This is a genomic window from Desulfitobacterium sp. (genome assembly GCF_982384815.1).
Window position 1 is genome coordinate 14,446 of record NZ_CEVWNY010000004.1, and the last position, 21,983, is coordinate 36,428.

26 protein-coding genes are annotated in these 21,983 nt (G+C 45.4%); 19 read left to right on the plus strand and 7 right to left on the minus strand.

The window, feature by feature from the left end; translation table 11 throughout:
- Positions 1-87 precede the first annotated feature (87 nt).
- From AC1U9U_RS01405 to AC1U9U_RS01440, 8 genes are all read left to right on the plus strand, one after another.
- Positions 88-288 carry a hypothetical protein gene (locus AC1U9U_RS01405; protein WP_479958762.1) on the plus strand — a complete coding sequence of 67 codons (201 nt, stop codon included), beginning with the start codon at positions 88-90 and terminating at the stop codon, positions 286-288.
- A 12-nt stretch (positions 289-300) separates the two neighbouring features.
- Positions 301-957 (plus strand): hypothetical protein, encoded by a 657-nt coding sequence (locus AC1U9U_RS01410; RefSeq protein ID WP_479958763.1) that lies wholly within the window; start codon positions 301-303, stop codon positions 955-957.
- Positions 958-979: 22 nt separating this feature from the next.
- Entirely contained in the window at positions 980-1,141 is a 162-nt protein-coding gene (locus AC1U9U_RS01415) for a hypothetical protein (protein WP_479958764.1), read from the plus strand.
- A 208-nt stretch (positions 1,142-1,349) separates the two neighbouring features.
- A complete protein-coding gene (locus tag AC1U9U_RS01420) occupies positions 1,350-2,207 on the plus strand; it encodes an alpha/beta hydrolase (RefSeq protein ID WP_479958765.1) in 858 nt (285 codons plus the stop codon).
- 28 nt (positions 2,208-2,235) lie between these two features.
- The gene (locus AC1U9U_RS01425; protein WP_479958766.1) at positions 2,236-3,546 is read left to right on the plus strand and encodes a GntP family permease; all 1,311 of its coding nucleotides are present in this window, start codon (positions 2,236-2,238) and stop codon (positions 3,544-3,546) included.
- A gap of 58 nt (positions 3,547-3,604) precedes the next feature.
- On the plus strand, positions 3,605-3,736 hold the full coding sequence (locus AC1U9U_RS01430) for a hypothetical protein (protein ID WP_479958767.1): 132 nt from the start codon (positions 3,605-3,607) through the stop codon (positions 3,734-3,736).
- 191 nt (positions 3,737-3,927) lie between these two features.
- Positions 3,928-4,701 carry a YdcF family protein gene (locus tag AC1U9U_RS01435; protein WP_479958828.1) on the plus strand — a complete coding sequence of 258 codons (774 nt, stop codon included), beginning with the start codon at positions 3,928-3,930 and terminating at the stop codon, positions 4,699-4,701.
- A 73-nt stretch (positions 4,702-4,774) separates the two neighbouring features.
- A complete protein-coding gene (locus tag AC1U9U_RS01440; RefSeq protein WP_479958768.1) occupies positions 4,775-4,969 on the plus strand; it encodes a hypothetical protein in 195 nt (64 codons plus the stop codon).
- Positions 4,970-5,013: 44 nt separating this feature from the next.
- Here AC1U9U_RS01440 and AC1U9U_RS01445 read toward each other — a convergent pair whose 3' ends face one another.
- Positions 5,014-5,259: an isocitrate/isopropylmalate family dehydrogenase gene (locus AC1U9U_RS01445; protein WP_479958769.1), complete on the minus strand. Its 246-nt coding sequence runs from the start codon at positions 5,257-5,259 to the stop codon at positions 5,014-5,016.
- A 140-nt stretch (positions 5,260-5,399) separates the two neighbouring features.
- Between AC1U9U_RS01445 and AC1U9U_RS01450 the strand changes: the two genes are divergently transcribed.
- From AC1U9U_RS01450 to AC1U9U_RS01460, 3 genes are all read left to right on the plus strand, one after another.
- The gene (locus AC1U9U_RS01450) at positions 5,400-5,702 is read left to right on the plus strand and encodes a nucleotidyltransferase family protein (protein ID WP_479958770.1); all 303 of its coding nucleotides are present in this window, start codon (positions 5,400-5,402) and stop codon (positions 5,700-5,702) included.
- Positions 5,692-6,039, plus strand: a complete 348-nt coding sequence (locus AC1U9U_RS01455) for a HepT-like ribonuclease domain-containing protein (protein WP_479958771.1) — start codon at positions 5,692-5,694, stop codon at positions 6,037-6,039. Before AC1U9U_RS01450 ends, AC1U9U_RS01455 begins: the two co-directional genes overlap by 11 nt.
- Before the next feature lie 118 nt (positions 6,040-6,157).
- The gene (locus AC1U9U_RS01460) at positions 6,158-6,703 is read left to right on the plus strand and encodes a GNAT family N-acetyltransferase (protein ID WP_479958772.1); all 546 of its coding nucleotides are present in this window, start codon (positions 6,158-6,160) and stop codon (positions 6,701-6,703) included.
- A gap of 111 nt (positions 6,704-6,814) precedes the next feature.
- On the opposite strand, the gene AC1U9U_RS01465 is transcribed toward AC1U9U_RS01460, so the two are convergent.
- From AC1U9U_RS01465 to AC1U9U_RS01475, 3 genes are all read right to left on the minus strand, one after another.
- On the minus strand, positions 6,815-7,138 hold the full coding sequence (locus AC1U9U_RS01465; protein ID WP_479958773.1) for a DUF1540 domain-containing protein: 324 nt from the start codon (positions 7,136-7,138) through the stop codon (positions 6,815-6,817).
- A gap of 54 nt (positions 7,139-7,192) precedes the next feature.
- Positions 7,193-7,735, minus strand: coding sequence for an NADH peroxidase (locus AC1U9U_RS01470; protein ID WP_479958774.1), 543 nt, complete (start codon positions 7,733-7,735; stop codon positions 7,193-7,195).
- A 182-nt stretch (positions 7,736-7,917) separates the two neighbouring features.
- Positions 7,918-10,089 (minus strand): transglycosylase domain-containing protein, encoded by a 2,172-nt coding sequence (locus AC1U9U_RS01475; RefSeq protein WP_479958775.1) that lies wholly within the window; start codon positions 10,087-10,089, stop codon positions 7,918-7,920.
- A gap of 370 nt (positions 10,090-10,459) precedes the next feature.
- Here AC1U9U_RS01475 and panB point away from each other — a divergent pair, with 370 nt between their 5' ends.
- Positions 10,460-11,296, plus strand: coding sequence for a 3-methyl-2-oxobutanoate hydroxymethyltransferase (gene panB / locus AC1U9U_RS01480; protein WP_479958776.1), 837 nt, complete (start codon positions 10,460-10,462; stop codon positions 11,294-11,296).
- 120 nt (positions 11,297-11,416) lie between these two features.
- On the opposite strand, the gene AC1U9U_RS01485 is transcribed toward panB, so the two are convergent.
- Positions 11,417-12,022 carry an NUDIX hydrolase gene (locus tag AC1U9U_RS01485; RefSeq protein ID WP_479958777.1) on the minus strand — a complete coding sequence of 202 codons (606 nt, stop codon included), beginning with the start codon at positions 12,020-12,022 and terminating at the stop codon, positions 11,417-11,419.
- 135 nt (positions 12,023-12,157) lie between these two features.
- Complete coding sequence (locus tag AC1U9U_RS01490; RefSeq protein ID WP_479958778.1) at positions 12,158-13,387, minus strand: MFS transporter; 1,230 nt, start codon at positions 13,385-13,387, stop codon at positions 12,158-12,160.
- Positions 13,388-13,711: 324 nt separating this feature from the next.
- Between AC1U9U_RS01490 and rbr the strand changes: the two genes are divergently transcribed.
- Positions 13,712-14,296 carry a rubrerythrin gene (gene rbr / locus AC1U9U_RS01495; RefSeq protein WP_479958779.1) on the plus strand — a complete coding sequence of 195 codons (585 nt, stop codon included), beginning with the start codon at positions 13,712-13,714 and terminating at the stop codon, positions 14,294-14,296.
- A gap of 216 nt (positions 14,297-14,512) precedes the next feature.
- Here rbr and AC1U9U_RS01500 read toward each other — a convergent pair whose 3' ends face one another.
- Entirely contained in the window at positions 14,513-15,796 is a 1,284-nt protein-coding gene (locus tag AC1U9U_RS01500) for an MFS transporter (protein WP_479958780.1), read from the minus strand.
- Between the two features lie 212 nt (positions 15,797-16,008).
- Between AC1U9U_RS01500 and AC1U9U_RS01505 the strand changes: the two genes are divergently transcribed.
- The 6 genes from AC1U9U_RS01505 to AC1U9U_RS01530 all read left to right on the plus strand — a co-directional run bounded on the left by AC1U9U_RS01505 (position 16,009) and on the right by AC1U9U_RS01530 (position 21,800).
- Positions 16,009-16,437, plus strand: coding sequence for a universal stress protein (locus AC1U9U_RS01505; protein WP_479958781.1), 429 nt, complete (start codon positions 16,009-16,011; stop codon positions 16,435-16,437).
- A gap of 274 nt (positions 16,438-16,711) precedes the next feature.
- Positions 16,712-17,107, plus strand: coding sequence for a hypothetical protein (locus AC1U9U_RS01510; protein WP_479958782.1), 396 nt, complete (start codon positions 16,712-16,714; stop codon positions 17,105-17,107).
- A 154-nt stretch (positions 17,108-17,261) separates the two neighbouring features.
- On the plus strand, positions 17,262-17,732 hold the full coding sequence (locus AC1U9U_RS01515; RefSeq protein WP_479958783.1) for a CtsR family transcriptional regulator: 471 nt from the start codon (positions 17,262-17,264) through the stop codon (positions 17,730-17,732).
- A gap of 21 nt (positions 17,733-17,753) precedes the next feature.
- The gene (locus tag AC1U9U_RS01520; RefSeq protein WP_479958784.1) at positions 17,754-18,248 is read left to right on the plus strand and encodes a UvrB/UvrC motif-containing protein; all 495 of its coding nucleotides are present in this window, start codon (positions 17,754-17,756) and stop codon (positions 18,246-18,248) included.
- A 4-nt stretch (positions 18,249-18,252) separates the two neighbouring features.
- On the plus strand, positions 18,253-19,308 hold the full coding sequence (locus AC1U9U_RS01525) for a protein arginine kinase (protein WP_479958785.1): 1,056 nt from the start codon (positions 18,253-18,255) through the stop codon (positions 19,306-19,308).
- 17 nt (positions 19,309-19,325) lie between these two features.
- Positions 19,326-21,800: an ATP-dependent Clp protease ATP-binding subunit gene (locus tag AC1U9U_RS01530; protein WP_479958786.1), complete on the plus strand. Its 2,475-nt coding sequence runs from the start codon at positions 19,326-19,328 to the stop codon at positions 21,798-21,800.
- Positions 21,801-21,983 lie beyond the last annotated feature (183 nt).

The following is a 21,983-nucleotide window of genomic DNA, read 5'->3' on the forward strand; positions in this document are numbered from 1 at the left end:
TGTTTTTAATTCAATCGTATTGGGTAATATGGCTTGTTGGCTCCTTTGTCGTATCGATTCTTTTAGGCGGCGTTATTTTCCGTAACTATGGGGAAGTTAGGTTGGGTGGATGACATGGATGTAAATACATCGGCACCAGTGAAAAGGTTTTATGGGGTATGGCTACCTGTACCGACTTTTTTGGCCATTATCAATTCAATCTTTTGGACTGGGATCTTATTAAAGATGTTTGGTTATCAGGAAAATAGACTAGAAAAAGCTACCGAATGGATTAGTGAAAAGTTTTAAGGGGGTGGTTTCGTGTCACCTTTAAAGCATCGACAATACTACCCCTTAATCCAAGCAAAATTCATGAAGTGGTTTACAGATAAGTTAAACCCCTTTAAGCTTTGTCCCAACTCTTTGACATATTGGTTCCTCACCTATCCATATAATGCGATTGGTATATCCATTAATAATCTGAACAACATTACCATTACTTGGCGCCAGCAACTCGAGCCTAACGAAACAACGTACGTTAATTTTAATATCCTAGAGCTTGTTCCACCCTTTCCGATAACCTTGTTGGTGCTTTTTTCTGCTTTGGGACTCTGTCTTTCCGACGCAGCCAATCGCGTGTTAGAAGAAGTGCAAAGGACCAGTGAAACTGCGGCTTCTTCACTCGATCCCTTTCGTTTAACCCCGAGAGTGTCCATCTTTTTTCCAGTCAATGAATATACTTCGATTGGTTTTCTAACAATCGATTTTCGACACATCGAGTATAGTGTTGCCCAGGCCATTGAGCCAAATAAAAATATTCAGCTTTTTTTTAGATTTTTGGATTTATACTCACCATTTCCAATTCAGATCACTACCCTATGCCTTTCGGTAGGACTTTTTATTAACGGTATCATTTTTAGATACGGGCAAGGGGTCTGTGAGGATACTATCGGAGTAGTCAAGGGTTCACGCCGGTGATCCTTAAAATGAGGTTGATGACATGTCACTATGGTATTTATGGGCCCATGGAACGACCTTAGGGGCACAGCCCTTTGCATACTTTGCACCTCTGGTAGCTCTAGCGATTTTTACTATCGTCGTATTTATTATTACAGGGCTTAAACAAGTCATAGATAATAAAAACCAACACATTTTGTGGTAGGTTGCCGTTTCCTAAGGGTACGGCAACCTTTTGGTTGTTTGGAATAGCTCGAAAAGCGTTCAAGGCTAATATAAGAAAGAGGAAAAATCACCAATAATATGGTAAATTAAAAGTAACTGTTGAAATATTGCTGTTAATACGAAGAATGATAAATGATAAATAAACAGTATCGAAAAAAACATAAGCAGAGCAAAAGGAGTGGCCCAAATTGAAGCAGGATTATCAACATATTCAGACCAGCGATGGGATCAAGATCTACTATCGACAAAGACTGCCGCAAAATCCTAAGGCTATGGTGATTGTTAGCCATGGGTATGGGGAGCATTCAGGTTTTTATGTTCAGTTGCTTGAGGTTCTAGCGTCCCAGGGCTATGGGGCCTATGCCTTGGACCATCGAGGCCATGGACGCTCGGAAGCCGAGCGGGGTCACTTAGATCGCTTTGAGATTTTTACAGAGGATCTGGATGCTTTTGTAGATTTTGTCCGGAGCAGCCATCCTGACCTTCCTCTCTTCACCTTTGGCCATAGTATGGGAGGCCTGATCGCTTTTAACTATGGCATTCTTCACCCAGAGAAATTACAGGGACAGATCTTCAGCGGCCCTGCTGTAGGAAGACCGGTAGGAACAGAGCTTATTCCTAACTTTCTTTTTAAATTGCTTAATAAACCTCTGAATCGGTTTAAAATCTATCCGGTTCTGCGCACCAAAGGTACCCGGAACATGGAGATACGCAAATACTCCGGCGAGGATCCTTTGGTCTGGGAATATGCGACCTTGGGGTTCTTTTATCAGTTCGTCTCCCGGGGGGTGTCCTTTGCTCAGGAAAATGCTGGTCGCTTTCGGCTGCCTTGCTTTTTTCTTCACGGGACAGATGATCGCATCGTGCCCTGCAAAGCTTCCCAAAAAATCTCCCCGAGGCTTGCTTCAGAGGATAAGAAGCTTAAGCTTTATGAAGGGCTATACCATGAGCTGATTCAGGAGCCGGAGCGGGAAGAAGTGTTGGCAGATATTCTAGATTGGTTGGAAGAGCGGGTGGATAAAAACTCTAATACGGAAGTGAAGTGAAGAACATAAAATGACTTGGTTAGCATCTTTGGGTATATTGCTTTCAATAATACTTATCATTTATCTTGCCACAAAGGGTTATAGTATTCTCTTCGTTGGTCCTTTATGTTCTATTATCGTTATCTTAACGAACCAAATGGATTTGTTTTCAGCACTTATTTCAGGGCCTGACTCTTACATGATGGGCTTAGCTAAATTTATCGCAAACTTCTTTATTGTGTTTTTACTAGGATCTATTTTGGCTAAATATATTGAAGCAAGTGGTGCAGCAAAATCCATCGCGAAATTCGTTCTCAAGATTATCGGCGCGGAAAGTCCGTATTCGATGTTGGTGGCCATATTTGTAATTTGTAGCCTCTTAACCTTTGGCGGAGTGAGTCTTTTTGTTGTGGTTTTTGCAATAATACCCTTGGCAAGACCGCTTTTTAGACAAATGAATATTTCCTGGAGTCTAATCGCCATACCGATTGAAATGGGGATTTTGACCTTTACAATGACGATGTTGCCAGGCTCTCCTTCAATCCAAAATGTCATACCAACAACGACCTTAGGAACTACTTTAACTGCGGCACCTTTTCTTGGACTAGTTGGAACGGTAGTTGTTATTGTCTTTGGGCTTTGGTATATGAAGAGAGAACTCCATAAGTCACTGCTAAAAGGTGAAGTGTATTATGACCCGCTGGGCACAGTAGATACTGAGGTTAGCATTAACGAGGAAGAGGGCTTGCCTCCCATCGGAGTTAGTTTAACTCCCATACTACTGATTATTACGATTATATTTAGTGGCAGCTTTTTTAAGGTGCAAAATATTATTATAATCGCCCTGGTTGTTTCAATTATTTTTTCGGCGTTAACTCTTGGTAAATATACGAAGAGTCAAAAGGGAGTAATCAATGAAGGTGCGCAAGGGGCCATCTCGCCTATATTTTTTACAGCGGCAGCGGTGGGATTTGGTAGTGTTGTTACTTCAGCACCAGGCTTTAAAATCATAGCCGATTTAATACTGCAAATTCCGGGCAACCCTTTAATCAGCTTCTCCATTGTCACGAGTTTAACCTCCATTATCACTGGTTCTGCTTCAGGCACGCTGGGAATTATTATGCCGGGTTTTGCCCACACTTATCTTAATATGGGGGTTAGCCCTGAGGTACTCCACCGTATTGCAACGATGGCTGCAGGCCCCTTAAGTCTATTGCCTCATAGTGGGGTTGTCCTGACTTTTCTAGCTTTAACAGGGCTTAATCACAAGAATTGTTATAAGTATATATTCGTATCAACTGTCGTCGGGAGTTTGTTGGCGTTGCTGGCAGCTTTAGGATTGGCGATTATTCTGTATTAGCATATTTCGAGAATGATTGGAGATAATGAATGGGAAACCTAAAAATGAGGTGAAAGATTTGAAGAAGGACGCGCTTACTAGCGGTAATACCGCCAAAAAACAACCGGATCAAGGTACCTCGAATCGTGAGACGGATAATATCGTTCCGGCAAAAGATAAAAGTCCTGATGATATGGAAATATTCGATTAAAGGAGGGCAAGCAGATGCAATTAGCAGAACATGAACTGCATGATTTAAATGAGTTAATCCGTTTATAAAGAAAACCACGATTTGAGTCGTGATTTTCTTTTTCATATGTACAATAAAGGATATTGGCAAGCACATTGAGAATATATGGATTAGTACGACAGTTACAGGAGAGTGACTATACTAAAGTGAAAATGCAAAATAGAAGATTCACTTCCCGTCTTTACATCCTTGTGGGGATCATCGGGATACTAGATACTGCAATCATCGTCAGCCTCAAAGGTGGAATCAACCTGGGAACCCTTCTGCCTGCAGGGGTGGGAGTTGCCTTATTTCTGTGGGGTATGTTCGGAGGTCGGGTTAAGCACATTCTTAGGGACCGCTTTCCTAGGCTTCGTCAAGTCCTCCGCTTGGGCATTGCCCTGCTCTTGGGTTCTTTTATCCTAATTGAAGGTTTAATCTTATGGAATACCGAGGATCAGGTTCCAGACAATGGGGAGTATTTAATCATCCTCGGGGCGGGGCTAAATGGGGACCAGCTATCCTGGACCCTTTGGGAGCGAGTGGATAAGGGTTTAAAGATTCTTGAACAAAATCCACAGATGAAGGTAGTGGTCTCCGGTGGTCAGGGTCCGGGGGAATGGATTCCTGAGGCAGAGGCTATGGCCCGCTACTTAAAGGAACAGGGAATTGCCACTGAGCGAATTCTGAGGGAGGAGCAGTCCACAAGTACTATGGAGAATTTCCGTTACTCCAGAGCACTCCTAGAGCAAGAGGTAAACTTTGACCCTGCTGATCCGGTCTTAGTGATTACCAGTGATTTTCATATGTTTCGCTCCAAGATCTTAGCTAAGCGCAACGGATTCAGCCCTGTGGGGGTGCCTTGCTATACACCTTGGTATATTCGCCCGAATGTTTATTTGCGGGAGTATTTCGCCGTGGTGAAGTCATTTTTATTAGACAGGTGAGAAGAAAGAAAGCCAGAAATACATTATCGGCTGGTTAAGAACATATTTATATAATTATAATGGAGGGAATAAGATGACAGTTTCACCGCATTTTGGTATTGGGCTTTTCACATCATTCACGCTCTTACTTTATGTTGCCTTTTTCGGACTGGTTGTTTACTTTATGATCAGTGCTATTCGATTTTTTAAGAGAAAAACCCAAAATGACGAGGAATTAAAAAATAGGCTAGAAGAGCTAATTCTCGTGCTTAAAAAGAATAAGGAATAGGATCTTTTCCCCGCAGAAAGGCTTACGCTGCGGGGTGAATAAGCCTATCCCTGTGATCTTAATCTTTTACAGATTTCCACAGCAACCTCATTAGTCGATGCTTTACCCCCGATATCTGGGGTCTTAATTCCAGCGTCGCATACCTCTTCCATAACCTTGAGGACAAGTTGACCTAATTCTGCTTCACCGAAATGGTCAAGCATCATTTTCGCTGTCCAGATCTGCCCCATGGGGTTAGCAATTCCTTGTCCGTAAATATCCGGTGCGGAACCGTGGACAGGTTCGAACATAGAAGGGTAATGTTAATCTATAGGGGCCTCGAAGTTTCTGTCTCTCGTCGTCCCAGTTTATGGTAGATTATTTGTTGTGGGTCGTGCTATAATATTGGGTAAAGAAGGCTATTATACGGCGTATTAGGGAGGTAAGAGCTATGCTTGCCCAAAAGTATACAGTAGATGAACTTAAGGCTATTGTAGAGCCGATTGCTCGGAAATACGGTGTAGCTCGTATATACCTATTTGGCTCTTATGCCCGTGGTGATGCTACTGAAAAAAGTGATGTGGATTTGCGAGTTGATAAAGGATCTCTAAAAGGGATGTTTGCATTATGCGGATTTTATACAGAAATTGAAGAAGCTTTACGAACAAAGGTTGATGTTCTTACAACGGGGAGCCTCGATGAAGATTTTTTACGGAAGATTCAGCAGGAGGAGGTTCTTTTGTATGCAGATTGAACGAGACACAGATGTGCTCCGTCGAATCATATTTTATTGCGATGAGATTTCAGAGACTATTAAAAGATTCGGCGGGGAATATGCAATATTCGAAAGGGACTCGGTTTATAAGAATGCTACGGCACTTTGTGTCTTACAGATCGGCGAACTAACGACACACCTTACAAGTGATTTTAAGCAAACCTATAAGGAAATACCTTGGACGCAAATAAAAGCTTTACGCAATATTGTTGCTCATAATTACGGTAAAATAGACGATGAGAGTTTATGGGAAACTATCACAAGCGATATTCCAGGGCTAAAGGATTATTGCGTAAATATAATTCAGCAGTTATAGATTATCGGTTTTTAGACACGTTGGTCTGAATTAGATTAAACGTGTTATTTATATAATGCCACCCATGGAAGCTTTGAGGGTTCAAAATGAAGCACACAAGGAGTAGAGAGAGGTATATATGCTAAGTTTTACTATAAGCGAAGACATAAAGTTAAAGCTACAAAAAGTTGAAGATGCGGAAGAACTATTCGCATTGATTGAAAAAAACAGGTTTCATCTACGGCAGTGGTTATCTTGGGTCGATAGGGTAAAAAGCGTTGAGGATGTAAGGTCTTCGGTAGAAAGGGCGGAACAGCAATTTGAAGCTAATAACGGTGCGCAATTTGGCATTTGGGTGCAGGATAAGCTAGTAGGAACCATAGAGCTTCATTACTACGATTGGGCAAACCGTTCTACCAGTATTGGCTATTGGCTAAGTCAAGATTACCTGGGACAGGGGATTATGCTTAATTCTTGTAAGGCCTTAGTTGATTACGCTATTGCTGATTTGGATATGAATAGGGTTGAAATAAATTGCGCCCCCGGGAACGTCAATAGCAGAGCGATACCGCAAAATCTTGGCTTTAAGGAAGAAGGCATACGCAGAGAGGTACGGTGGCTTTACGACCATTTTGATGATTATGTTGTATATGGACTTTTGGCTAGAGAATGGAAAAGGACATAGCAAAGAGACCACCTATTATAGATTCTTAATTCTACAATAGGTAGTCTCTTTTTCTTTGTTAATTACTATTTACTTTCTCGTAAATAGAATTTTATTTTTCTTTAAAACTAATCACGCTTCCTCAGCGTCAAAGCTGGAACATGCGGTTTCCGTATAGATATGAGCCCCATCCCCTACTACTTGAATAGAATCTAAATTACAAAGCTTGTTTTCGTTATGTTGACAACTTATAACATTACAGGTAAGAGCATCACAGGGTCCCGAAGAATTGGTGTTATTGGTTAAAATGCTATATTCATATTTGTTTAAGAAGGAACCACATACAGTTCCACTCTCGGTGGATGCGGTAACCCCTCCAATATCAACCCGATTAGAATAGCAGACACCGGATTCATTATGTGAACAGGTCGTTGCACTGCACTGAATTTTTTGCACAAACACACACTCCTTTATATAAGCCTAAGAAATTAGCCCAAGAAATAATTTTTACTAGCTAAAGTGTCTATCAAGCAAGCCTTTAAAAGCTCTGCCATGTCGAGCTTCATCTTTACACATTTCATGAACGGTATCATGAATGGCATCCAGATTTTTTTGCTTAGCTATAGTAGCAAGTTTCTTTTTACCTTCACAGGCACCATATTCCGCTTCGACTCGGGCGGATAAATTGGATTTAGTATCAGCCACCACAACTTCGCCTAGAAGTTCGGCAAATTTAGCGGCATGCTCCGCTTCTTCCCAGGCAATTCTCTTATACGCTTCCGCAACCTCTGGATAACCCTCACGGTCAGCCTGGCGGGACATGGCAAGATACATTCCGACCTCAGTGCATTCACCCATGAAATTAGCTCTTAATCCCTCGAGTAATTCATCATCACAGCCATCGGCAGCGCCAATTCTATGTTCATCAGCAAAGTTCAATTCATCGGTCATTTCTTTGAATTTGTCTGCACCGGCTTTACAGATCGGGCAGATTTCCGGTGGAGTATCCCCTTCGTGGACATATCCACATACGGTACAAATAAATTTTTTCATTAAAAAATTCCTCCATAACAAAAATAGTCATTTAAAGAAAAAACCTAATTGATAGTATTACCAATAAAACCAAAGTTATTTGTTACGGATAAAAACAAGACTGAAAACAAAATAGCCATGACTTGGCCATAAGCCAAATCACAGCTACCTTTAAGCTCAGCGATTATAACCGCCGGGTAGATTTAGTTTCCCCACAAACCACTGAAAAAGTCATCCCAGAAGTCTTGAACGCTGCCTCCTTGGTTCTTGTTCTTATTGTTGTTTTTATCATTCTTTTTATTGTTCTTCTTATCGTTCTTTTTGCTGTCTTTTTTGTCTTTATCTCTGTCGGTATTCCCGTCTTTCCAGTTCTCCCAGTCATCCTTCCAATAGTCTGACCAATCATACCAATCCTTCACATACCCGGCAGGTACAGCGAAGGGCTTAACAGGAGTGTCCTTCAAAGCCCGGGAGAGGACTTCCCGGAAGACGATAGCCGGTCCGGAGCCGCCGGAAGTGGTGAGATAATGCTCCCGATCCGTTTGGTCATAGCCCATCCAGACTGCGGCAGTCAGTTCGGGAGTGTAGCCCACAAACCAGACATCCTTCTGCCCTTTGCTGATACCGCTAAACTCCTTGGTAGGAGGCAGTTCTACGGAACCGGTTTTACCGGCCACAGGCCGATTGCCGAAGGCGGCGTTCTTGGCAGTTCCCTGCTCCACTACGTTTTGGAGCAGGAGGGTCATGGTATAGGCATTATGGGCGCCGGTGACCTGGACGGAGTCCGGTTGGGCTTCGGCTAAGATATACCCATCGGTAGTTGTGACTTTGGTAATAGCATTAGCTGTATGCATGACCCCTTGGTTGGCAAAAGAGCTATAGGCTTGGGCCATGTCCAAAGGGGATACCCCTTCGGTAAGTCCGCCCAGGGCTAGGCTCAGGTGGATATCCTGATCACTAAAGGGAATCCCGGCTTTTTGGGCAAAGGCTTTGCCGGTTTCGATGCCGATCTGGTCCAAGAGCCAGACAGCGGGAATATTCCAGGATTGCTCAATGGCCTCCATCATTGTTACTGAACCGCGAGTCTGGTAGTCCCAATCCTTAGGCGAATAGCCATTGATATTGAGAGGGCCGTCATAGAGGGGAGTATCAGGCCGGTACCCAATTTCCAAGGCGGGGCCGTAAACCATCAAGGGCTTGATAACAGAGCCGGGCTGGCGCTTTAGCTGGGAGGCGCGATTAAATTGGCGGAAAGCACTTTCTCCCCGGTAGCCCACTAGGCCCCGGATTCCACCGGTAGCTTGATCGATGAGGACAATGCCGCTTTGGACTTTTTGGTCCTCCGTTCCTTTGGGGAAGAATTGGTCATCTTTATAGACCGACTCGGCGGCCTCTTGGACTTTGGTGTCCATTTGGGTATAGATCTGCAATCCCCCGGTGAGAATTTGATCTTCGGTAAAACCATAGCGATTAATGGCTTCCTCAATGACATAGTCCACATAGGGGGCATATTTCCCGGCTAAATTGTCGAGGGGCTTCTTGCGAAGGGCGAGGGGGGAAACCTTAGCCTGAGCTTCGGCCGTATCTGTAATAAATCCTTGTTCCTTCATGAGGGACAAAACCAGGTTTCGCCGTTCCATAGCCAGCTCCTTGTTTTTGAGGGGGGAATAGATGCTGGGACCTTTGAGGATTCCGGCTAAAAGGGCGGATTCTTCAAGCTTAAGGTCTGCGGCGTTCTTACCGAAATAGTAACGGGCAGCTTCTTGGATTCCCCAGCGGCCCTCGCCGTAATAAGCCTGGTTGAGGTAGGCTTCCAGAATTTCATCCTTAGACAGGGTAGCATCGATCTTGATGGCATAGCCTGCTTCCTTTAACTTACGGCTAATAGTTTTATCAGAGGTTAGGAAGAGGTTTTTAGCCAACTGTTGGCTGATGGTGCTGCCCCCTTCCGAGAAGTCCTTGGTGCGAAGATCCCGCATCAGGGCCCGAAGAATGGCCCGGAGATCCACCCCTTGGTGTTCATAAAAGCGTTTATCCTCAATGGCGATAACAGCCTTTTGAGTATGTTCGGGAATTTCCTTGATGGAGATAGGTTCAATCCTTGAGGAGGAAAGTTCGGAAATCTTGTTGCCCTCCCGGTCATAGATAAAAGTGGGCCTGGCAAGGGGGCTTTGGAGTTTGCTCACATCCAGAGTAGAAATCCAATAGGCACCGGTGCCGATGCTCAGGAGCAGGGTGAATAAGCCAAAGATACCTAGATTACGCCAAAATTTCGGGTTTTTATAGAAGGAAGGTTTTTTTAAGGAGCGGAATTTGGATAAGGCTTTGCCAAGCAGGTTTTGCCAATTCCCTTTAGAGTCAGGGGAATCTTTCATGATGGATCTTGGCCTCCTTTAGTTAGATTATAAGTATTACAAATGAAATAAGAAGAACCACCAGTCTTCCAGTGAGCTGATGGTTCCAATTTGATCCTTATTTGAGTATACGTGGACAGTGAAAAACTTTAGGGGGTGAGGTGGGTGGTTAAGTAGAATAGGACCTGCTATAATTAACCTTGGGCAGTATCTTATGAACTGCACCTTTCGTAAAAACCTTCCATTTATACTGCCTGTATCCAATACGGACCGGGACAGAGGGATAAAACAGTACTGGGTTTTATAAGTTCCTTCTGGCTAGGGGGGACTTTTTTGTATTATTCAGTGCCTGTTTTGTCTTCTCTCCTGAAAAAAGGAGGAAAAGAAAGCAATGAAAACCACTAAAGATTTCTCGGAAATGAAAAGAGAGGGTAAAAAGATTGTCATGGTTACGGCCTATGACTATCCCTCAGCCAGACAAGCTGAACAAGCAGGGGCGGATATGATTTTGGTGGGGGATTCCCTGGGTAATGTGGTGCTGGGCTATGATTCTACAGTCTATGTGACAATGGAGGATATGCTTCATCACGCTAAGGCCGCGAAGCGCGGTGCTCCCCAAACGTTTATGGTTGTGGATATGCCCTTTATGAGCTATCATCTTTCAATCAGGGATACATTAATAAATGGAGCAAGGCTCATTCAGGAAACAGGTGCCCAGGCTGTGAAAGTGGAGGGGGCAGAAGAAGTAATCCCCCATATCAAAGCCCTTGTAAAAGCCGGGATACCGGTTGTATCACATTTGGGGCTTACACCCCAATCGGCTGCGGTTCTCGGTGGTTTTAAAGTGCAGGGTAAAGATGTTGAAGCTGCCAGAAAAATGCTGAATGATGTGCAGGAGTGCCAGGAGGCTGGAGCCTTTGCGCTAGTGCTTGAATGTATTCCCAAGCAGCTCGCTCAGGAAATCACCGCTTCTCTATCCATTCCCACGATTGGTATAGGAGCGGGAGTCCATACAGACGGACAAGTCCTTGTTTATCATGACATTCTTACTTATGGAGTAAATCGAGCTCCCAAGTTTGTCAAGGCTTATGTTAATGCTGATGAACTCATGCTCAAGGGTTTGAAAGGTTATGTGGATGAAGTGAGAAACAAGATTTTTCCTGATGATGCCCATAGCTTTACTATGAAAGAAGAAGAATTAAAGACCCTTTACGGAGGTAGAGAGTAATCCTAACAGTCGCTTAAAAGTGATAGAAAAAAGATAAGCAGCATGGCCCGAGTTTATTGGGGCATGCTGCTTTTTTGCATTAATCTAGTCCGAGCTATTCCTTAGCCCGGGCTTAGGCGTTTAACCTTGATTTTCTAAAATTTGATATAAAACAGAACTTGGGCCGCCCACCATTTTAATCCCCGACTTAGGGTAAAAACCGGCCTTTGCAGCCTTAGTCGTGTTCAAAGAGCGAGAGGCTCTAATAACACTAAGGCTAAGCTCCGCAATAGGGAGGGAAGCACATTCTTCCAGGGTGAAAAAGCCGAGATCGCTTACCTCTTCCGGCTCTGCTGTCAGTTCTCCCCCCAGGTATTCAAGGAGGAAGACCACATAGGTATCATGTTTTTCCCCGGGGCGATCACGCACAGCGATGACGGAAAGGGGCTTGGTGTCGATTCCTGTTTCCTCCTGGATTTCGCGGACGATGGCATCGGCGATTTTTTCCTCTTGATCCACATACCCTCCCGGGATAGTCCAGACTCCTTTGCCGGGGTTATAAGCACGTTGAACTAAGAGGACTTTTTCCCCCCGCCAGACCACTCCACCCACACCGAGGGAGAAATTTCCCCAGAAGACAAAGGAACAATCGGCGCAGTGAGGATGGAGTTGACCGGAGAATTCGATGCTTTGCAGGGGTTTACCACATTGGGGGCAGAACAGATAATTATTTATAGGTAGCGGCATAATTAGTCATCCTTTTTTATTTCCTAAACTCTTTTTTGTATTCTCTAAGAGTGTGTATCGTTTATAAGACTTTCATGCAGCCAGGGCGGACTATTGATGGATGAAAATTCTCACCGGACGTTAACTGTTTCAGAGCTAGCTAGCAGGCTCATTAATTTCAATTCTTTGGCTAAAAGTTCTTTCCCGGCGTTGATAGAGATAGAAGGGAAGTACTGCCAAGATCACAAAAGCAAGGGCGAAGGCCCAAGCCGTTTGTCCGCCATAATGGTCAAAGGCATATCCCCCCAAGATAGGACCGAGGGCACGGCCGCCGGAGGAAGCTCCGGCTACCACTCCTTGATAGGTTCCGGTTTTTCCCTCGGGAGCGATCAAAGCAGCTGCTGCCGGAACACCGGGAAGGACCAGCATTTCCCCTAAGGTAAGGATGAGCATCATCAAGAAATAGGTGGGATAGGGGAGGTTAGCTAAGAGAATGGCGAAGCCGAGCGCATAGAACAGGCAAGACACATAGAATTGACGGGAGAGGGTAGGAGCCCAATGGCGGATAATCCAGCTAATGACCGGCTGAAAGGTGACGATGATAATACCGTTGAGGGTCCAGAGAATGCTGTATTGGGGAAAGGAATACCCTAATTCGGTCATGGTTACGGGCAGCACTGTGTTGACTTGGATATAGGCACCCCACATCAGAAAAATTCCCGCGGCAAGAGCAATGAGGACAGGGAAACCCTTGTCGCGAAAGATTGGTACTTTTATTTTAGGTTTGGCGGTGGTAGAGGTCTTTACCACCATATCCTTAGCCGGCAAAAGAAAGAGCACCATCAAAAGGTAAATGAAAAAGGAAAAGCCGTTAAGCAGAAAGACCAGTTTAAAAGAGATGGCGGCAATGAAACCGCCCATAGCAGTCCCTACCGCTACTCCGGCGTTATTGAAAACATAAAGAAGGTTAAAGCCGCGGCGTCCGCCCTCCGGCCACAGGGTGAAAATTAAGGTATTCAGAGGAACAAAGATAAAGGCGATGGCAAAGCCGAAAAAAAGAATGCATGGAACATAAACTTCCCAAATGGGGAATATGCCGATAAGGGTTAAGGGAATAATAGCTCCAATCAAGCCATAGATCATGACCAGGCGGGAGCCAAAGCGATCCGCCATGACCCCGCTGATGAATTGTCCCACCAAAGTAGCTAAAGCCTGAGCAGAAATAAGAGCACCCGCTATGGTTAAGGAACGGCCAAGAATATCATGAATAAAAATGCTGTTCAAAGGCCACATGAAGGAGTTACCCACGGAATGGACAAAGCCGCCGATGACCAGGATAAGAATTGGGCGCGGAATATTAAGTCTATTAATAAGCTGAATGTTCATTGCAAGGTCTACCTCTTCCTAGTATGTTTGAACGAGACTTCCTTCAGAGGGGGCTTCAACCACCACTGAAGGTTAGTTCAGTAATAAACATCACTTTTATAAAGTTATCATTTCTAAGTACTAAAAACAATGGAAAAATAGGCGGGTAATAAAACTTTAAACCGCTAAATAAAAACAATAATTATTAAGAAAAAGATATTATTAAGGAAGGATATATCAGGGTAAACGAAGAAAATAACTAGGGATATTTGAACAGCATAGGGACAACGGGACAACCAAAACTTGGTATAAGACCAAAAGAAGAAATAGGGAGGTTGAGCTTAGATGGATTTCAAAGATTCTAAAACGTTTCAAAACCTAGTCAATGCTTTTGCCGGGGAGTCGCAGGCTCGTAACCGTTACACCTTTTATGCCGGTATCGCCAAAAACGAAGGTCACCAGGCAATTCAGCAGATCTTCCTTTCCACCGCCGACAACGAAAAAGAGCATGCAAAAGTCTTTTATAAATTCTTGCAAAAGTATGCCGGCGACCAAGTGGAAGGGTTCCATGTCGATGGCGAGTACCCACTGAATCTTCGGGATACCCTAGCTAATCTCAAGTCCGCAGCAGCTGGGGAAGGTGAAGAAGTAGAAGTTTATGCCCAATTTGCTCATATTGCCGACGAAGAAGGATATAAGGATATTGCAGTGGCTTTCCGCAAGATTGCTTCTGTCGAAGGTCATCATGAAGACCGTTATGCACGATTGGCTGCCGACCTGGAGAAGGGTACCCTTTATAAAAAGGATGAAAGGATCCAGTGGAAATGTGAGAACTGTGGCTATGTTCATGAAGGCAGTAATGCGCCTGACCTTTGCCCGGCTTGCCAACATCCACAGGGCTACTTCAAGCCCCTGCCGGAAGTCTATTGAGTTAAAGGGGACAGGTCGCGCGCCACGCAAGGGTGCACCATATAGTGGGTGGGAATCCCACTGAGTAAGATTTAGCAAATCACTCATAGCGAGTCCTGGACATCATCAGGTAACTTATGATGTTAAGGGTAGACAGCAAGGTAGCAGGCCATAAGGACGTTTCGTTTGGTACAGTAGTGCCGGCGAAACGTCCTTTTTATTGTTTAGCCACTTCACTTAACTTACCCCCGCGGTCCCCTCGGGTTCCCGCATCAGGAGAACGGCAAGGAAGCCTAAGGCAGCCATACAGAGGATAACCCACCAAGCTATACCGGCATTGCCACTGTGGTCCAAGATCAGACCGATGGTTAAGCTGGCTAGGGAACTGCCGATGAATTCCGCCATATTGGTGACGGCCGTAGCGATTCCGCTATAGCTTAAGGAATTGACGGCGGTAACATTGGAAAAAGCCAGTATGTGCGTCATGATTAGAATTCCAAACAGAAAGAAAATTGCGGGCCAAAGCTGAACAGGTGGGCGACCACCGGCAATGACCGTAATGTAAATCCAGAGCAAGAGGTTAAGGCCGGTTCCGGCTAAAAGGGCGGGACGGATGCCTTTTAGCAAACGGACCCAAAGAGAGACCAAAGGAGCGCCAATAATAAAGCCGAAGGTGGCAAAAGTCACATATCCCGCAGCAGTAGTTTTATCCAGACCGTAGATCTGGGTAATCAGGGGAATTCCCCAGAGTCCCAGTAAAGTAGTGCTGGAACCGGTAAAGGCAAAGAGGATAAGGATATTAGGCCAGGTTTTAGTATTTTTGAGGACACTGGACAGGCTTTCTTTAAAGAAGGTCGCAAAGGAAAGAGGTGCTTCGGAAGAAGCGGCTGCCTCTTGGGACGATGTGCCGGATTTCCTTGCAATGGTCCCGGCTTCTGTGCCTTTGCATTTGGCCGGTTTGGCATCCCGCACTCCCCAAAGAACCAGCAAGGCAAGTGCCAGGGACACCCCGGCCATCCAGTAGAAGACATTACGCCAACCGAAGGTTAAGGATAGGAAAGTTAAAGGGTAAAGGGCTAAAAGAGAGCCAAAGTTGCCAAAGAAGGAAGTAAGTCCGGAAAGAGTGGAAAAACGGGAGAGAGGAAACCAGGTGGCTTGTATCTTAAAAATGGAGACGATAATTACGGAGGAACCGATTCCTACTAGAAAGCGGGAAAGGTAGGCGGCTTCCAAGCTATGGGCAAGACCAAAGAGAATACTTCCGGCCGCAGTAATCAATAGTCCGCAGAAGTTGATTTTGCGGACCCCGATGCGATCGACTAAGATTCCCACCGGAACTTGCATGAGGGCGTAGGCATAATAGTTCATAGCGGTAAGGTTGCCTAGGGTCACCGAATTCATAGGAATTTCCCGGGTCAGCTCATCAGCCACGGAACCAACGGAGAGACGATGAAAAAAGACCGTAATAAAGGCCAGGACTAAGATACTCCAACTGCTCCAGCCATAGGAAAAGTTTTTCATAGACGACTGCAATTTCTCCACTTCTTTCTACATCTAATAAATCTCTTTTTATTTGTCTCTTCTAAAATTTTAAAAGGAGTATTAATTATTAATGCTGCAAATGTAATTCCAAAGCTCTATTATAAGTTGCATTTTAAGATAAAACTACGTAAAATTAAGGCAAGGAGAAGATTTTCACAAATTGAGAATCTTCCAAAAAAGGAGGGAACTTTATGTATAAAAAAATCCTTGTTCCTACCGATGGTTCAGAATACTCCGTAAGGGCTTTCAAAGCTGCCCTCGAGCTGGCCAAGCGTTTTCAAGCAGAAATAATCTTAATTCACGTTGTTTTTAACCCGGAAACACTTTGGGGATATACTTTATCCTATAGGTACACCATATCCGAAGAAGAGATTGTTAACAACGGCCAACTGGTTTTGCAAGATACCACGGCGGATATCTCTACAGAGAGTGTTCCTATCCGGACCGTACTGCACATGGGTCACCCCGCAACGAAAATCCTTGATCAGATCAAAATCGACAATATTGACTTAGTGGTGATCGGCAGTCATGGTTATGGCCCCATTACCGGGTCGGTCCTCGGAAGCGTCAGTCAGCGTGTCCTACAAAAATCACCTTGTCCGGTTCTTCTTGTAAAGTAAGTCTATTAAGAATGAAGATTATTTCCTTAAAATTGTTATATAAAGAATTTATGAGCATAGATCCTCAACGAAAAGGATTTTGTAAGACTAGTAATAAGAAATGTTGAACCATAGCAAAAATGGTATAAAGTTCTCAGTTAAAATAGGTCTTAAGCCCTGCTCCTTGCGGCAGGGTTTTACTATTTTATAGCGAATACCAAAATGTGTAAGACCAAAAACCAAAGGTTTTACGAAGACGAGTGATTAAGACATCCCAGCAACAGGAGCGTAGGACATGAAGGAAAAAGAAATTCGTTTAACATCTCAGGAGATTGACTATTTATTAAAAGGAACAATTCAATGGGACGACATATTATCCCGGCAGCAAAGCTCCTTGCGAAAACCACTCGACATATCGAAAAAAGTACAAGAAGATAAGTGGAAAAGTTGGAAGCCCGAAGAACTTGAAGAATTAAAAGGCGGGGACTTTCGCCGAAAGGACAGCTCGTCTCGGGATTTCTCGAATAAAGGCAATTGTTCTCCAAAGGACTCCCAAGAAGGTGATAACCGCCCCCAGGAGAATGAGGAAGAAAATGACATACCCCCTTTATCGGGAACCAAGGTCTATGTGTTATTATCCCTTATGGCCTGCATCGTCTTTGGAACTTGGATATACTTCGTTTTTGCTTAATGGCGAAAACGGAGTTTTTTTATTTGTATAACAGGAAAAACTATAAATAATTCCTAAAGTATTTGCAAAAGAAACATTTTAGAGTAAAATAGAATCAAAGGTCAAAGAAGGTCATAAAGTCAAAGAATGTCATAGTTAAGAGGAGTGTCGCCAAGTGGGAAATCTTGCAGATCGCATCGAGCGTTATTTAAAGCAGATTCTTGAGCAATCGACGGAAGGTTATATAATATTGCAACGGGGCGTTCTAGCTGAGGAATTCTCATGTGCTCCATCTCAGATTAATTATGTTCTGGAAACCCGTTTTTCTGTAGAGCGGGGGTATTTGGTGGAAAGTCGCCGAGGAGGCGGTGGATATTTGCGGATTGTCCGCTTGGGCTTTAACGACGAAGGGGATTTTCAGAATATAATGAGGCAGCTTATCGGTAACCAAGTAACCGAGAACCGGGCCTTTAATCTTCTCCAGCGTCTCCGGGAAGATGGCTTAATCACCCGGCGTGAAGAAGAGATTATTCGTACGGTTCTAAGCAGGGATGCTTTGGGAGCGGAAAATCCCACTACTAATAGTCTAAGAGCCCATATGATGAAACGAGTCCTTCTGACCTTAAGCCGTGAGGATTTGCAGTGATAGGAAGGGGAGGGAAAAACCATGCTCTGCCAACATTGCCAGCAGCGAGAAGCCAACGTTCAATTCACCAAGATCGTCAATGGTGAGATGGTCAAATTTTATCTATGTGATCATTGCGCAAAGAGCACCCCGGAGATGAGCCTTGTGTTTAACCCGGGGATTTTACCTGATTTTTTACAGTCGCTTTTTAATTTTACGAATCCTCAGGCCTTAAAGGAAGAAACCTGCCCTCAATGTGGACGCCGGCTTTCCGAGATCACTAAGGCGGGAAAACTGGGTTGCAGTGGCTGTTATGATAAATTCCAAGCGGAACTGGAGCCGATTTTGCGCAAGATTCATGGGGGAGGAAGGCATGTCGGTAAGATTCCCGCTCGTAAAGGAGCGGTGATCCGGGAGAAAGTTGAGATTGAAAAGCTCAAAGAAAAGCTTCAAGGGCACATTCGCAACGAGGAATTCGAAGCAGCGGCAGTGGTTCGGGATCAAATTCGGGAACTCGAGCAGAAGCTAGGGGGATAAAGACATGCAGAGGAAAGAACATTTACTTCGCCATAGTGAATGGATGAAGGAAAGACCGGATACTCCCGTGGTCTTGAGCAGCCGGATTCGTTTGGCTCGCAACTTGGAAGGGGTTCCTTTTCCTCTAGGCCTTTCCGCGGAAGCTTCCCAGGAGGTTGAGGAAAGGGTGGCCGCTCAACTGAGGTCCATTGCCATCGACGGGGAAAAGCTGACCTATTATTCCATGAAGGATTTAACTCCCATTGAGCAATACGTTCTGCTTGAAAAACACTTAATCAGTCCGGCTCTCGTTAATTCCCGGGGGTCACGGGGAGTAGCGATTAACCCGAATCATCGGGTCTCAGTGATGGTCAATGAAGAGGACCACTTGAGAATTCAAGTTCTACTGCCGGGGGACCAGTTAAAAGATGCCTATCTATTAGCCGGTAATATGGACGATGAGTTGGAGGAGTGTTTGGATTTTGCTTATCGGGAGGCTCAAGGGTATTTAACTTCTTGCCCTACTAATGTGGGAACAGGGATGCGTGCCTCAGTTATGGTGCACATGCCGGCCTTAGTCATGACCAACCGTGTCCAGCAATTGCTGGGGGTCCTAAATCATCTGGGCTTAGCAGTGCGGGGGTTATATGGGGAAGGTTCCCAAGCCTTCGGGCATATCTATCAAGTATCTAATCAGATTACCCTGGGTAAGAGTGAGGAGGATACCATTACCCATCTGGAAGCGGTGACCCGTCAGATCATCGAGCAAGAAGTACATGCCCGAGAGGGTTTGGCTAGGGAGGCCAAGTTGGCACTGGAAGACAAAGTCTGGCGGGCCCGGGGAATCCTGGCGAATGCCCGGCTTTTAAGCTCGGAAGATGCCCTCCAAAATCTATCTTTGGACCGGTTGGGAGTGGATATGGGAATACTGCCTCCTCATCAACGGAGCTTTACCACCTTGCTGGTGGATACCCTGCCGGCCTCTTTGCAATATGTTCTTGAGCAGGAGCTAAGCCCGGAACAACGGGATGAAGAGCGGGCCAATTTTGTCCGCAAAGCCATGAGTGAAGTGAAAGAATAAGGAAGGTGAAAATCACGATGAATGAAAAGTTTACGGAGAAAGCAGTTAAAGCCCTGCAATTTGCCACGGAAGAAGCTAAGAGAATGGGCTCTAATGTTATTGGTACAGAACATCTCCTCCTGGGTTTAGTGGCGGAAGGAGAAGGAATCGCCTCCAAATCCCTGATGGGAATTGGGGTGACGCCGGAAAAAATCCGGGAACAAATCGGTAATTTAACCGGCATCGGCCAGCCCTATACAGGGGAAGTCAACCTCACCCCTCGGGTTAAACGGGTTTTGGAGTTAGCTAACGAAGAGGCTCGCCGCCATGGGGTAAGCTATATCGGTACCGAACATCTTCTGCTCGGCCTGTTAATGGAGGGAGAAGGGGTAGCTGCCCGGGTCCTTCACAATCTCAATGTAAGCCCGGACAAGATCTGGAAGCAAGTAGTTCAGCTTTTGGGTGGCCAGCCGGATGAGCTGCCTATGCCTAATAACTCATCCGGCAATGGTATCCCTAAGAGTGCCGGTTCTTCTAATACTCCCGCCTTGAATGAATTCGGCCGCGATCTGACCTTGCAAGCTCGGGATGGTAAGCTGGATCCGGTGGTGGGACGGGAAGATGAGATTGAACGGGTAGTTCAGGTCTTAAGCCGTCGTACCAAAAATAACCCTGTTCTTATCGGCGAGCCGGGAGTAGGAAAAACCGCCATCGCCGAAGGCTTGGCCCAGCGGATCGTCAATAACAAAGTGCCGGAGACCCTGGCCGGCAAACGTGTGGTCACCCTCGATCTTTCCGCAGTGGTAGCCGGCAGTAAATACCGCGGAGAGTTTGAAGAGCGGCTGAAAAAGGTTATGGAAGAGATTCGGGTGGATGGAAATATCATCGTTTTTATCGATGAACTTCATACCCTTATTGGCGCCGGGGCTGCCGAAGGAGCCATTGACGCAGCCAATATTCTCAAACCCGCCTTGGCTAGAGGAGAACTCCAATGCATCGGAGCCACCACTTTGGATGAATATCGAAAATATATCGAAAAAGATCCGGCGCTGGAACGCCGGTTCCAACCGATTACGGTAGGCGAGCCTACCATTGAACAAGCCGTTCAGATTCTCTATGGGCTAAGAGACCGTTATGAAGCCCATCATCGGACCAGAATCACCGACGAAGCTGTGGAAGCGGCGGTAAAGATGTCCGATCGCTATATCTCCGACCGTTTCCTTCCGGATAAGGCTATCGACTTAATGGATGAGGCGGCTTCCCGAGTACGTCTGGCGGCTTTTACTGCTCCGCCGGATCTTAAGTCTTTAGAAGAAAAGATCGAGGCTCTCAAAAATGAAAAAGACGCCGCCGTACTAAGTCAGGAATTCGAAAAAGCGGCGAAAATCCGCGATGAAGAGCATAAACTGCGCCAAGAGTTGGCGGAGCTGCGCAATAACTGGGAAAGCAAGCGGGATGTTCATCAAAGCCAGGTAACAGCAGATGATATTGCCCAGATCGTGGCTAGCTGGACGGGTATCCCGGTGAAGAAACTGGCTGAGGAAGAAAGCGAGCGACTCCTGCACTTGGAGGATACCCTTCACGAACGGGTAGTGGGGCAAGAGGATGCAGTGAAAGCGGTATCCCGGGCCGTGCGTCGGGCCAGGGCCGGGCTGAAGGACCCCAAGCGTCCAGTAGGCTCCTTCATCTTCCTTGGTCCCACAGGGGTAGGGAAAACCGAGTTGGCAAGGGCCTTGGCTGAAGCCTTATTTGGGGATGAAGATGCGATGATTCGCATCGATATGTCTGAGTATATGGAGAAACATGCCGTCTCCCGTCTGGTGGGAGCACCCCCCGGATATGTCGGTCATGATGAAGGCGGCCAGCTCACTGAAGCAGTACGCCGTAAGCCTTACAGCGTCGTACTCCTGGATGAGATCGAAAAGGCTCACCCGGAGGTCTTTAATATCTTGTTGCAAGTGCTGGAGGATGGACGTCTTACCGATACCAAGGGAAGAACCGTGGACTTCCGCAATGCCGTGATTATCATGACCTCCAACGTAGGTGCCTCTTTCATGAAGAAGGAAGCTTTGGGCTTTGCTTCCCGCCGGGATGCCGATACCGAGCATAAGAATATGAGTTCCCGGGTAATGGAGGATTTGAAAAAGACCTTCCGTCCGGAATTCCTCAACCGGGTTGATGAAATCGTTGTCTTCCACGCTCTCCAAACCGAAGGCCTTATGAAGATCACTGAGATCTTGATGAAACAGGTCAGCAAACGTTTAGCTGAACAAGGCTACGACCTGCAAGTGGAAAAGAGTGCCTTGGAGCTGATTGCTAAGGAAGGCAATGATCCCACTTTCGGTGCCCGACCCCTCCGCCGTGCTATCCAACGCTTGATCGAAGATAATCTCTCCGAAAAGATTCTCCTTGGAGAATTCAAAGCCGGTGATAAGATCAAGGTGGAAGCGGTCGAGAATAAGATGAAATTCAGCAAGGTAAAGGCACGGAAGAGTAAGAAGGCTCAAGCCTGAGTCTTGTTTGGGAACTCTACGGAGCTATGTTATAATTAATGGGCTAACCTTCGGGTTAGCCCAGATTTTATTTCTCTTTCAAACCACTAAAATGCCGGGGGATTTTCGTATAGTGGTTAAAGGTAGGTTATAAATGTCCGGTGCATTGGTGAATAAATGGACAAACAATAAGTAAAAAAATAT